Consider the following 11,956-nt stretch of genomic DNA (forward strand, 5'->3'; position numbering starts at 1 on the left):
AATGGAACTGGCCAGCCTGATCGGACGCCTCAACCCGGACAACCGCCGCGCCCTTGAACGCGCCGCGCAACGATGCCTGCAACGCGGGCATCACTTTGTCGAGATCGAGCATTTGTTGCTGGAGTTGCTCGACATCGAGGGCGGAGACTTTGCCTTTCTGCTGCCGCGTTTTGGATTGGAGCGGGATGCGCTGACAGCCGAGATCAACAAGGCGCTGGATCTGTTCAAGGCTGGCAGTACCCGCACGCCTGCGCTGTCTTCGCACACGCTGGGATTATTGGAAGACGCCGTGGTGCAGGCCAGTGTGCTGGGGATCGACAGCATTCGTTCCGGGCTGTTGTTGCTGGCGCTGATCGACCGTGACGAACGCCGCAGTCTGTTGCTCAACAGTGCTTCGTCACTGCTGCGCATTCCAAAAGAAGCCCTGCGCGCGAACCTGCTGGAGTGGACGGAGAACTCCCGCGAGCACGCAGGCCCGCGCTCTGTCGCCTCTGGAAACCCTGCGCCACGGCAGGACTCGGTGCTCGATCAGTACACCCAGGACCTGACCGCCGACGCCCACGCCGGGCGCATCGACCCCATCGTGGGTCGCGACGGCGAAATTCGTCAGTGCATCGATATTCTTTTGCGGCGCCGGCAAAACAACCCGATTCTGGTCGGCGCACCGGGCGTGGGCAAAACCGCCGTGGTCGAAGGCCTGGCACTGCGCATCGCTGCCGGGGACGTGCCGCCCTCCTTGCAGGAAGTCAGCCTGCGGGTGCTCGATCTCGGTCTGTTGCAGGCCGGGGCCGGGGTCAAAGGGGAATTCGAACAACGGCTCAAAGGTGTGATCGACGCCGTTCGCAGCGCCGACAAGCCGATCATCCTGTTCATCGACGAAGCCCACACACTGATCGGCGCTGGCGGAGCCGAGGGTGGCAGTGATGCGGCCAACTTGCTCAAACCGGCACTGGCCCGAGGCGAATTGCGCACCCTCGCCGCCACGACCTGGATGGAATACAAGAAATACTTCGAGAAAGACCCGGCCCTCGCCCGCCGCTTCCAGCTGGTGCAGGTCGAGGAACCGGACGAAATCACCGCCGTGGAAATGCTCCGTGGCGTGGCCGCCAAACTCGAACAGCACCATGGCGTGCAGGTGCTGGATGCGGCGATCCATGAAGCGGTGAAGCTCTCGCACCGCTACATTTCTGGCCGTCAGTTGCCGGACAAAGCCATCAGCGTCCTCGACACCGCGTGCGCCCGGGTCGCCCTCGGTCAGCACGACGTGCCGCCACCCCTGGAGAGCTTGCGCCATCGTCAGCAAAGCCTGAAAGAAGAAGTCGAACGCCTGCGCCGCGAACAGGCCACGGGGCTCGATCACCGCGAACGCATCACCCTGCTGGAAAGTGAGTCGAAGACCAACGTCCAGGCGATCCGCGAACTGGAAACCCGCTGGAGCGAAGAGCGCGTCGCCGTGCGCGAACTGCTCGACACCCGCCGCGAATTGCTCGACCTCAGTGAACGCGCCGACAGCGACAAGCCCGATGAAGCCACGGACAGCCGCATTGATCATCTGGCCGCCGAACTGCTGCGCCTGGAAGCCGGGCTCGATGCGATTCGCCAGGACGATCCGCTGGTGCCCGAACAAGTCGACAGCAAAACCGTCGCTGCCGTGATCGCAGGCTGGACCGGCATCCCCGTCGGAAAGATGCTCGCCGACGAAGCCCATGCCGTGCGTACCCTCGGACAGCGCATGGGCTTGCGTGTGATGGGCCAGAAAACGGCACTCGCGACCATCGCCCAGCGCCTCCAGGCCTACCGCGCCGGGCTCACCGATCCGCAAAAACCGGTCGGTGTGTTCTTGCTGGTCGGCCCCACTGGCGTTGGCAAAACCGAAACCGCGTATGCGCTGGCCGACGCGCTGTACGGCGGTGAACGCAACCTGATCAGCATCAATCTCTCGGAATATCAGGAAGCCCACACCGTCAGCCAACTCAAGGGCGCCCCTCCGGGTTACGTCGGTTATGGCAGTGGCGGCGTGCTGACGGAAGCGGTACGGCGCAAACCGTATTCGGTGGTGTTGCTGGACGAAATCGAGAAGGCGCATCCGGATGTGCTGGAAGCGTTCTACAACGTCTTCGACAAGGGCTTGATGGAGGACGGCACCGGGCTGGTGGTGGACTTCAAGAACACCGTGATGCTCGCCACCAGCAACGTCGGTGCCGAACTGTTGCTCGATACGCCCGTGTCACAGATCGGCTCTGAAGCCTTCAACGAAGCGCTGCACAAAGTCCTTTTGCAAGCCTTCCGCCCGGCGTTTCTGGCCCGCATGACGGTGGTTGCGTATCGACCCCTGGATGAAGCGACGCTGGAAGGGATTGTGCTCGCCAAGTTGGAGAAGTTGCGTGGCCGTTACAAAGCCGCGACCGGCAAACAGTTCGAGTTTGATTCGGGAATTGTGAAAGCGGTACTCGCCAAGTGCAGCGCGGCGGGTGCGCGGGATGTCGAGAATGTGTTGATGACGCAGGTGACGGGGAAGTTGGCGGAGTGGGTGCTGGAATAAACGGCGCCAGTGTCGCCGTGGCGACATCAACCGAAGCTGGCAAGCGAAAACGTCTGGGACAAGTAAAGGAATACGAGCATGCCATACGGAGAGCAGCTTTCCATTCACCCTTGCGAAGTCAAACCCTCTTTGCAACCCCTTCAGGCCAGCATCAGCCGCCTGATCATCTGTATCAGGGCTACTGAAAAAGCGCGAAAGGCGGCGCTGGAAGCCAGAAAAAACCTGCTGGTCTACCAGCATCTGGTGATAGAGGACAACAAGAAAGCCCGCCAGACCTACCTGCGCGATGTCTACCCTCAGGAGCTCAAAATGATCGGGGTAACGATCCCCACGTTGCATGCTCGAATGCACAATATCGCGATCGTCGAGGAGAGCGGCATCTATGTCAGTCTCGCCGGCAGCAAAGTAAAGATGTTCGATATCCTGACCGGGGACGCCGCGTTTGAACGAATCGCCGACGCGGAGGGGCTGCGCCGCCATGTCTATGCAAAGAAACGCGGCCTTCTCTCCGAAAAGGAAAAGCACTACGTCAAGGACCATTACCAGCGTTTTACCCGACGCTACGCCTATGTGGAAAAACCATGGGACGTTTTCGAAATACTCCTTAGAGACGGGCGCCTCATAGGTAAAAATGTGCCCGGCCTGGAAGGCGATCCTCGAAAGAAAACCGCAAGTGTTATGCAGAAGTACGACTTCGCCGAGTCAATGCACGACCCGCGCATGTCCATTCGTGAACTGGCGTTCGTCAATCAGGAGGATGGCAGTACCGTGCAGCGTGGCCTTCCGTTGGGATCAACGCCAAAATCGCTCCATGGCAACGAGGGCTATCGTTTCGGGAGATTCGATGGCGTGCTGCTGCAAGTGGATCTGGCCAGGATTCCGGAGCATGAGGACTACCTGCTGCTCAACCTCTACTGCTTCGATGCCCAGCGCAGTACGGCGGAAAACCCCACGATAGGCCTGGTGACATACAACCTCAGGCGCAAGGCAGAGGGTGTAGCGCGTAAAGGCGATCAAGCGAAGGCCACCGCCGAGCAAAGCAAGGAACACACCGATGCCAGCACGCAGAAAAATCGTGAACTGCTGCTGCTCACCCTGCCCTTGGAGGCAATCAGCACTGTTTGTTTTCACAGCGCTCTGAAGCTTCAAACCCATGGCGATGCAGTGAAGAAGCTGATTGCTAAAGCCGGCGGTGTCGTCGATGTCCCCACGATACATGTGCCACATTGCGCGACATTTGAAGAAGAGCTTTTCCCCAATGATTAATCAAAGAATGGAATCAATCGGGACAGATTTTTTTGCAGGTGAATCAAAGCGTCGAACAAGTAAATCCACCCCTTTTTCGCTTTTTTTCAAAAGACAAAAAACATAAGCCCGTGACGGCGTCGAACCAACTGCGAAATGAAATCGGGATCCTGAAATGCCTCTAAAAATAATGATCTGGAATGCTCAGCATTTTGACCACCAGAAGGGTGTCTCTTCCGTGGCATACCGAGATAAAAAATCGTTTGTCGATCATTATCTGGCCGACGGCACAATTGACCTACTGGTGTTACTGGAGTCCGGAAAAACAGGGGCCCCCAATCATTCGCTGGCGACGGAACTTCAAAATAAATACACCTTGCTTGCTGCTGCCGCACAGGAGGACGGTGTCAAAAAAGACACTACCCTTGGAATCATGGTATTTGTCAAAAACGACCAACTCGCCAACTTTACAGCCCTTGCCCCCCTGGCACTGTCCTCTACAGAACAGCGCAATGCGGCTGTTATTCGCCATATCGCAAGTGGTTATGGCCTGGCGTTCTATCACGCCAATGCCTCCTTCCGAGCCATGCCAAATATTGTTGACACCGTCGACTTCATCCAGCGCAACCTGAGGCCTCTCGGACTCACCAAGCTTGGTTTCTTTGGCGGAGATTTGAATATTGACTGTAAATTCGCTCATGACTCTCTAAGCCATCGTCCTGCCGTCGCCCAAGAACCAGGTAACGAGTACACACGATTCTTCGTACCCTCAAAGCGCACGCCCGGTTATACAGATAACGCTCGCGTATTACTGAAGCTTGAGCCCCAAGGCAGTGGCTACACCCACGCGAGCATCAAACCCGTCTGGGTTCTCAGCGCAAAGAGCAAAAAAGCGCAAAGCAGACATAACACAGCGCGAAAAACCGGAAGCGTCCTCAAGAAAGAACCGCTCATTTATGATTTGGCAAAGTACGTCACACAAGTACGCATGCTTGATTTTGCCTATGTAGATAGTCGAACCGACTGGGAAGCCACCTGCGACGCGAGTATTGACGTACCGGATGGTAGAACAACTATTCCTGAAAAACCTCGCCGATTCAGTAAAGGTAAGGAAATGCGCAGCGATCACTATCCAGTGATCTTTACCTATCAAGGCAGTTTTACCTAGTGCCGCGAAAATGCACGTTCTTGGGTAAACGAGTCATTTTCGTCGAGGTTACCGATGCCCCGCTCCACCGACAGCAACACGACCCTTTCCCTTACCTCCGCCTCTCTGTCAGCGCTTTTCCCTGAGTCGCTGTCGGGCGATGAAACGCTCAACACACTGAGCGCACAAACCCTCAACGGCCTCAACGACGGCACGTCCCTCACCCTGACCAGTGCCATCGCCACGCACGTCACCACCACCCTGCACAACGACGCCCAACTCCGTCCCTTCGACGCACTGGTCGCCGAAATCCGCCAACTCCCTGCCGACGCCACCGCCGAGCGCTATCAACTCGTATTGCGTCCGTGGCTCTGGTGGCTGACCCTGGCCAGCAACAACCGGGTGTTCCAGAATCTCGCCACTTCGGACATCGTCACCACAATCTTCAAGGCCCACGGCTTCACCGATTTCAAACTCTCGCTGACCGGCAGCTACACCCTTCGCGAGTACTGCGTGCAATACGGCGAATCAGACTTCGCCTTTGTCTCTCGCCTGCTGGAAGAGGAAGGCATCTTCTGGTTTTTCACCCACGAGGACGGCAAGCACACGCTGGTGCTCGGCGACAGCAACGACGCCTTCGTGCAAATTCCCAACGGGCCGAAGGTCAAGTATCTGGGTCAGCAAATGGGCGAGCGTGAGCTGCACGGCATCCGCTCCGGCCAGGTGTGCGTGCAGGCTGTCGCGGGCGTGTATCGAGCGACGGATTACGAATTCACCACACCGACCACTTCACTTTATGGCCAGGCCGAAGCCGTGGCCGGGCCGCGCTCTATCTACGAGCATCCCGGTGGTTACAACGCCAAGGCTCGGGGTGATGCGCTGACCAAACAACGGGTCGACGGTTTGCGCAGTGAAGAGAAACGTTTCGTCGGCGAAAGCGATTGCCGCTGGCTGATCCCGGGCCACTGGTTCACCCTCGACGGCCACGATGATGCGAGCCTGAATATCGATTGGGTGGTCACGCATGTCACCCACGACGCCAGCCACGAAAGCTATCGCAACCGCTTCGAAGCAATCCCCAAAGCCACGCCGTTTCGCCCGCAACGCACCACGCCAAAACCGCGCATGCATCCGCAGACCGCCATCGTGGTCGGCAAGTCCGGCGAGGAGATCTGGACCGACGAGTACGGCCGGATCAAGTTGCAGTTCCCCTGGGATCGCGACGGCAAGAACGATGAAACCAGTTCCTGCTGGGTGCGCGTGGTGCTGCCGTGGAGCGGCAAGGGGTTCGGCATGCAGTTCGTGCCGCGCATCGGCCAGGAAGTCATCGTGACCTTTATCGACGGCGATCCGGATCGGCCGCTGGTCACCGGATGCGTCTACAACGGCGACAACGCCCTGCCCTATGCCTTGCCCGCCAACCAGACCCAATCCGGGATCAAGACCCAGTCATCCAAGGGCGGCGGCGGTTTCAACGAGCTGCGTTTCGAGGACAAGAAGGACGCCGAAGAGGTGTTCCTGCAAGCGCAGAAAGACCTGAAGATCAACGTGCTCAACGACACCACCGCCACCGTCGGCCACGACGAAACCCTCACAGTGCAGAACGCTCGCACCCGCACGGTCAAGGACGGCGATGAAACCGTGACGCTGGAGAAAGGCAAACGCAGCGTGACCATCCAGACCGGCAGCGACAGCCTCGATGTGAAGGACAGCCGCACCGTGAAGGTCGGCGCCGACCAGACCCACAGCACCGGCGGCAACTACACCGACAAGGTCACGGGCGATTACAGCCTGACCGTGGACGGCAACCTGACAATCAAGGTCAGCGGCACCCTCACGCTGCAAAGCGGCGGCAGTTTCACGATCAAGAGCGGCGCGGATCTGGCGACGTCCGCCAGCACTTCGATCACCCAGAAGGCCGGCACTGCCATGACCAACCAGGCCGGCACCTCGCTGGACAACAAGGCCGGAACAACATTGACCAATGATGCAGGCATCAGCCTGACCAACAAGGGCGCGGCCTCGCAGACCGTGGACGGCGGCGGCATGCTGACCATCAAGGGCGGGCTGGTGCAGGTCAACTGACAAGGAGAAGCCATGGCGATCACACCGCTGGATTTGCAGCAGGATGACAAACACCTCAAGGGGCGTCTGCAGGACGGGCAACTCGATGGTCCATTGAGCATCAAGGATGACGGTCGCCAACAGGCAGACCTGAATTACAGCCAGGGCGAATTGCAGGGCACGTCCCTGCTCTATCACCCCAACGGCAAGGTGTCGGCGCAGATGCCGTTCGTGCGCGACAAACTGCAGGGCATCGCCAGCTTCTATGCGCCCGAAGGCTGGTTACAGCGCAAGGCCACCTACCGGCGCGGGTTATTGCATGGCGAGGCGTTCAACTACTTTCCCGACGGGCAAGTGGCGGAGGCCGAGTTCTATCGCGACGGCGTGCGTGAGGGGCGTTATCAGCGCTTTCACCCCAACGGCAAACCGGCGGTGGATGCGCGCTATCTGAATGGGCAGTTGATGGAACCGGAGCAAGGGTTTGCCGAGGACGGGCGGCCGCTGGATGCCGATGGCAAGCCGATTTCCCGGGTGCGCTGGTGGTTTCGCAAGTGGACGGATCCGGCGCAGGCCTGACTCAGGGAATCAACATCTGCATCTGCCCCGGCATCACGATCTTGATCACCCCCGCCCAGTTGCACATCAATGTGCTGTTGGCATCGATCGCCGGCATCCCGCCCAACAGCAAGGTCGGCGCGCCGCCGGGGATCCACGGCGAGGCGGTGGCGGGAATGCACGGCATCGGCGTCAATACGCCCAACGCGGCAGCCGTGGCAGCGGCGACCATCGGGTTGGCCATGCTCATGCACATGCCGAACGTGGTGACGTTGACCAGCGGAATATGATCCATGATGTTCGCCGCCGGCATTCCGCCGGTCAGCGTGCGGTTGACCGGCAGCACGTTGAGCACCGCCGGCGCGGCGCCGAAACTGCATTGCAGGGTGGCGCTGGCACAGACTTGCGGGCAGCCCATTTCAAAGCTCCTTTCTGAACAAGGCATTCGCGCTAAACCTTAGTCGCCTGCGGCCCGCCGCGCACATTCCCAAAGGTGATTATCGTGCAACACGCTAACCTATAAGACCGAACCGCGCTTGTGACCGCCCGAGCGCGCCATTAGATTAGCCAATGATGTCTGGCCTCCAAAATAAGCAGAAGGGATAAGCATGGCGCTTACTGACCAGTCCACCCGTATCCGCTCTGGCGAAGAACTCGATGCCAGCCTGATCGATCCGTACCTCAAGGCGCACATTCCGGGCCTGACCGGCACGCCGCAGATCAGCCAGTTTCCCGGCGGCGCGTCGAACCTGACCTACCTGCTGGAATATCCGGACCAGGAATTCGTCCTGCGCCGTCCGCCATTCGGCCACAAGGCCAAGTCCGCCCACGACATGGGCCGCGAATTCCGCATCCTCAACCAGTTGCGCGACGGCTTCCCGTATTGCCCGAAAGCCTACGTGCACTGCACCGACGATTCGGTGATCGGCGCCGAGTTCTATGTGATGGAACGGGTCAAGGGCATCATCCTGCGCTCCGACCTGCCGCCGGAACTGGGCCTGGACTCAGCGAAAACCGAAGCCCTGTGCAAAAGCTTCATCGACCGTTTCGTTGAGCTGCACCGGGTCGATTACAACGCCTGCGGCCTCGGCGATCTCGGCAAGCCTGAAGGCTACGTCGCCCGCCAGATCAAAGGCTGGAGCGAACGCTACGAAAAAGCCCTGACCCCGGACGCACCGCACTGGGAAAAGGTCAAAGCCTGGCTCAACGACAAGATGCCGGCCGATCACCCGACCTCGAGCATCGTGCACAACGACTACCGCTTCGACAACGTCATCCTCGACCCGAACAACCCGATGCAGATCATCGGCGTACTCGACTGGGAACTGACCACCCTCGGCGATCCACTGATGGACCTGGGCAACACCCTCGCCTACTGGATCCAGGCCGACGACCCGGCGCCGGTGCAACTGATGCGCCGCCAGCCAAGCCACGCCCCGGGCATGCTGACCCGCCGCGAATTCGTCGACTACTACGCCGAGCGTTCGGGCATCCAGATCGACAATTTCGACTTCTACTACACCTACGGCCTGTTCCGCCTGGCCGGCATCGTGCAGCAGATCTACTACCGCTTCTTCCATGGCCAGACCCAGGACAAACGCTTCGCGCAGTTCATTCACATGAACAAACTGCTGGAGCACATGAGCCTGCAGGTCATTGCCAAATCCAGCCTCTGATGACGGCGTTATAACAAGGCTTACTACAAGGGAATCCCATGTCCAAGACTCAGTTGTTCGACCTCGACGGCAAGATCGCTTTCGTCTCCGGCGCCAGCCGTGGCATCGGTGAAGCCATCGCCAAACTGCTGGCCCAGCAAGGCGCCCATGTGATCGTTTCGAGCCGCAAACTCGAAGGCTGCCAGCACGTGGCCGACGCCATCATCGCCGCCGGCGGCAAGGCCACAGCGGTCGCCTGCCACATCGGTGAAATGGAACAGATCAGCCAGGTCTTCGCCGGGATCAAGGAACAGTTCGGGCGCCTGGACATCCTGGTCAACAACGCCGCGACCAATCCGCAGTTCTGCAACGTGCTGGACACCGACCTCGGCGCCTTCCAGAAAACCGTCGACGTGAACATCCGCGGCTACTTCTTCATGTCGGTGGAAGCCGGCAAGCTGATGCGCGAAAACGGTGGCGGCAGCATCATCAACGTGGCGTCGATCAACGGGATTTCGCCGGGGATCTTCCAGGGCATCTACTCGGTGACCAAGGCCGCCGTGATCAACATGACCAAAGTCTTCGCCAAGGAATGCGCGCAATTCGGCATCCGCTGCAACGCCCTGCTGCCGGGCCTGACCGACACCAAATTCGCCTCGGCGCTGGTGAAGAACGACGCGATCCTGAAACAGGCCCTGACGCAGATCCCGCTCAAACGCGTAGCCGACCCGAGCGAAATGGCCGGTGCCGTCCTGTACCTGGCGAGCGATGCCTCGAGCTACACCACCGGCGTGTCGCTGAACGTGGACGGCGGCTTCTTGTCTTGATCCGCCGCTGACGCAAAAGAAAAGGCAGCCCTTGGGCTGCCTTTTTCATGCCTCCAGAACCTTCGGCAACTGCCAGCCGAAATGCACCGACAACAACCTCAACAACAAACACGCCGCCCCCGCCAGCAACGCCGCCGCCACTGGCGGAACCCCCAGCCTGCGCCCGATGATCAACACGGCCGCGCCGACAAACGCCGAACTGGCATACAAATCCGCCTGCAACACCACCGGCACCCGCGCCAGCACGATGTCGCGCAGCACCCCGCCACCGACGCCGGTAATCGTGCCCATCAGCATGGACACAAACGGCGAAATGCCGAAATTCAACGCCTTCTGCGCCCCGGCCACGGCAAACAGCGCCAACCCCGCCGCATCCAGCACGATCAGGGTCGACCCGGACCAGCCCAGCACCTGCTCATGAAAAACAAACGCCACCCCGCCCATGGCAAACGCCAGCGCCGGATAGCGCCAGTCAGCCACAGCCTTGGGCGGCGTCGCACCGATCAACAGATCACGCGTCACCCCGCCGCCGAGTGCGACGATGAAGGCAATCACCATCACCCCGAGCAGATCGAGCTGACTGCGCATCGCCGCGATAGCGCCTTCAACCGCAAACACCGCGGTGCCGACCAGATCGGCCACCAGCACAATCCGCTCGACCCGCGCCTTCACAGGCGCCCGGGCTATTGAGTGACGCAACGGGTCGTTGAGATGTGTCGAGTCACTTGACCGTCGGCATACGCATCACCGGCGACCTCAGTCGCTTCGATCACCTGACAGGTGCGTTCAGGTGGTGGAGGCGGCGCGGCCGGCGGAGGGGGTGGAGGACTGGCGCAGCCACTGAGCAGCACCAGACCGAAAGCCGACAACAACGAAAAACACACGCGTTTCCCAGGATTGTTCATAGGATGACCCGCGATGAAAGGAAGAAAACTCCCGTTGCCGAGCGTGAAAATGCCCGGTTATGGAAACCGAACCACTCATTCCTTATAGACCAGTGGGCTGCGAGTGCCAGTGAAATGGCTTGAACTGGTGGGATTTGCTGTCGATTTTTGGGATGAGTAGCTATCAATTGAACGAGTCGACTGATCCGTCGCCACCGCTGACAAGCCAGTGCCCACAAGTTAACGTCAGATTGGGACGCAGAGCGTCCCGGGCTGCATTCCCACGCGGAGCGTGGGAACGATCAAAGCCACCCGCAACCCGCAACCCGCTCCTCACCACTCAACACGATGAGCGTTAGCTCAAGTACCGCTTTTGATCGCAGGGCCCGTCGGCAGGCTGAGTGGAGGGATTGATCCGGGGGTGGGCGCGTAGCGCCGTTCGACGAAGTCGAACACATCGAGAGGAGGTGCAGCGAAGCAAACCGTAGGCGATGCCCCCGGATCAATCCCGGAGCGAAGGAACCCGAGCCACAGCGAGGGCCGTACGTCAGGGTAAAGACTTTTTGGTTACTTTTGAGGCGTTTGTCAAAAGTGACCCGCCGTAAGGGCGGAACCCTAAGAAGCCGTTACCGCAGCAACGGATATTCACCCAAACCACCCCAGAACATGGTCGGCCCAAAGGCCGCCAAGTTCACCCCGGCGACCGCAAAGAATTACTCTCAAGCTCATACCGCAACTCATCAACCAAACCATCCACCGCCTCATCCGTCCGCAAGGCATCCAGACTCAACCCACTGATCACCAGATCCACCCGCCCCGAAACCGGCTCATACAACTTCACAGTAAGCGAATGATCCCCATCCACCACACACTCACAAGCCAACGGCGAAAAACTACGCTCAAGCCGAGCCCGCAACTGCGCCAGATAAATCATCGCGCCAGCTCCACACAGCCAGACTCAACAACCAACAACACATTCATAAAGGGCTGATCCATTAGCAGGTTCCAAAGAGACACGATCACCAAAAAATGCATCG

General features: G+C 59.6%; 10 protein-coding genes. 7 read left to right on the forward strand and 3 right to left on the reverse strand.

Annotation, left to right across the window (positions count from 1 at the left end):
- The first annotated feature begins 1 nt into the window (after position 1).
- From tssH to AC07VV_RS07395, 5 genes are all read left to right on the forward strand, one after another.
- Positions 2 to 2,542: a type VI secretion system ATPase TssH gene (gene tssH / locus AC07VV_RS07375; RefSeq protein ID WP_495035820.1), complete on the forward strand. Its 2,541-nt coding sequence runs from the start codon at positions 2 to 4 to the stop codon at positions 2,540 to 2,542.
- Positions 2,543 to 2,620: 78 nt separating this feature from the next.
- Positions 2,621 to 3,808 carry a hypothetical protein gene (locus AC07VV_RS07380; RefSeq protein ID WP_495035821.1) on the forward strand — a complete coding sequence of 396 codons (1,188 nt, stop codon included), beginning with the start codon at positions 2,621 to 2,623 and terminating at the stop codon, positions 3,806 to 3,808.
- Between the two features lie 154 nt (positions 3,809 to 3,962).
- The gene (locus AC07VV_RS07385; protein ID WP_495035822.1) at positions 3,963 to 4,955 is read left to right on the forward strand and encodes a hypothetical protein; all 993 of its coding nucleotides are present in this window, start codon (positions 3,963 to 3,965) and stop codon (positions 4,953 to 4,955) included.
- 54 nt (positions 4,956 to 5,009) lie between these two features.
- Complete coding sequence (gene tssI, locus AC07VV_RS07390) at positions 5,010 to 7,019, forward strand: type VI secretion system tip protein TssI/VgrG (RefSeq protein WP_495035823.1); 2,010 nt, start codon at positions 5,010 to 5,012, stop codon at positions 7,017 to 7,019.
- A 12-nt stretch (positions 7,020 to 7,031) separates the two neighbouring features.
- Entirely contained in the window at positions 7,032 to 7,574 is a 543-nt protein-coding gene (locus AC07VV_RS07395; protein ID WP_102622090.1) for a toxin-antitoxin system YwqK family antitoxin, read from the forward strand.
- A 1-nt stretch (position 7,575) separates the two neighbouring features.
- On the opposite strand, the gene AC07VV_RS07400 is transcribed toward AC07VV_RS07395, so the two are convergent.
- The gene (locus AC07VV_RS07400; protein ID WP_085732036.1) at positions 7,576 to 7,971 is read right to left on the reverse strand and encodes a DUF4280 domain-containing protein; all 396 of its coding nucleotides are present in this window, start codon (positions 7,969 to 7,971) and stop codon (positions 7,576 to 7,578) included.
- A 190-nt stretch (positions 7,972 to 8,161) separates the two neighbouring features.
- On the opposite strand from AC07VV_RS07400, the gene AC07VV_RS07405 reads away from it, so the two are divergent.
- Both AC07VV_RS07405 and AC07VV_RS07410 read left to right on the forward strand, forming a co-directional pair.
- Positions 8,162 to 9,229 carry a phosphotransferase family protein gene (locus tag AC07VV_RS07405; protein ID WP_096820222.1) on the forward strand — a complete coding sequence of 356 codons (1,068 nt, stop codon included), beginning with the start codon at positions 8,162 to 8,164 and terminating at the stop codon, positions 9,227 to 9,229.
- A gap of 38 nt (positions 9,230 to 9,267) precedes the next feature.
- Positions 9,268 to 10,035 carry an SDR family oxidoreductase gene (locus AC07VV_RS07410; RefSeq protein WP_085687598.1) on the forward strand — a complete coding sequence of 256 codons (768 nt, stop codon included), beginning with the start codon at positions 9,268 to 9,270 and terminating at the stop codon, positions 10,033 to 10,035.
- Between the two features lie 45 nt (positions 10,036 to 10,080).
- On the opposite strand, the gene AC07VV_RS07415 is transcribed toward AC07VV_RS07410, so the two are convergent.
- Together AC07VV_RS07415 and AC07VV_RS07420 are read right to left on the reverse strand one after the other, a co-directional pair.
- Positions 10,081 to 10,734 (reverse strand): trimeric intracellular cation channel family protein, encoded by a 654-nt coding sequence (locus AC07VV_RS07415; RefSeq protein ID WP_495035824.1) that lies wholly within the window; start codon positions 10,732 to 10,734, stop codon positions 10,081 to 10,083.
- Positions 10,735 to 11,610: 876 nt separating this feature from the next.
- A complete protein-coding gene (locus AC07VV_RS07420) occupies positions 11,611 to 11,853 on the reverse strand; it encodes a DUF1652 domain-containing protein (protein WP_192558318.1) in 243 nt (80 codons plus the stop codon).
- Positions 11,854 to 11,956 lie beyond the last annotated feature (103 nt).

The sequence above is a fragment of the Pseudomonas sp. GW821-FHT02C04 genome (assembly GCF_059421845.1).

What these genes read in the sequence shown, in the direction of transcription:
- tssH (WP_495035820.1), top strand. Translation starts at nt 2, where the DNA reads ATGGAACTGGCCAGCCTGATCGGACGCCTCAACCCGGACAACCGCCGC.
- AC07VV_RS07380 (WP_495035821.1), top strand. Translation starts at nt 2,621, where the DNA reads ATGCCATACGGAGAGCAGCTTTCCATTCACCCTTGCGAAGTCAAACCC.
- AC07VV_RS07385 (WP_495035822.1), top strand. Translation starts at nt 3,963, where the DNA reads ATGCCTCTAAAAATAATGATCTGGAATGCTCAGCATTTTGACCACCAG.
- tssI (WP_495035823.1), top strand. Translation starts at nt 5,010, where the DNA reads ATGCCCCGCTCCACCGACAGCAACACGACCCTTTCCCTTACCTCCGCC.
- AC07VV_RS07395 (WP_102622090.1), top strand. Translation starts at nt 7,032, where the DNA reads ATGGCGATCACACCGCTGGATTTGCAGCAGGATGACAAACACCTCAAG.
- AC07VV_RS07400 (WP_085732036.1), bottom strand. Translation starts at nt 7,971, where the DNA reads ATGGGCTGCCCGCAAGTCTGTGCCAGCGCCACCCTGCAATGCAGTTTC.
- AC07VV_RS07405 (WP_096820222.1), top strand. Translation starts at nt 8,162, where the DNA reads ATGGCGCTTACTGACCAGTCCACCCGTATCCGCTCTGGCGAAGAACTC.
- AC07VV_RS07410 (WP_085687598.1), top strand. Translation starts at nt 9,268, where the DNA reads ATGTCCAAGACTCAGTTGTTCGACCTCGACGGCAAGATCGCTTTCGTC.
- AC07VV_RS07420 (WP_192558318.1), bottom strand. Translation starts at nt 11,853, where the DNA reads ATGATTTATCTGGCGCAGTTGCGGGCTCGGCTTGAGCGTAGTTTTTCG.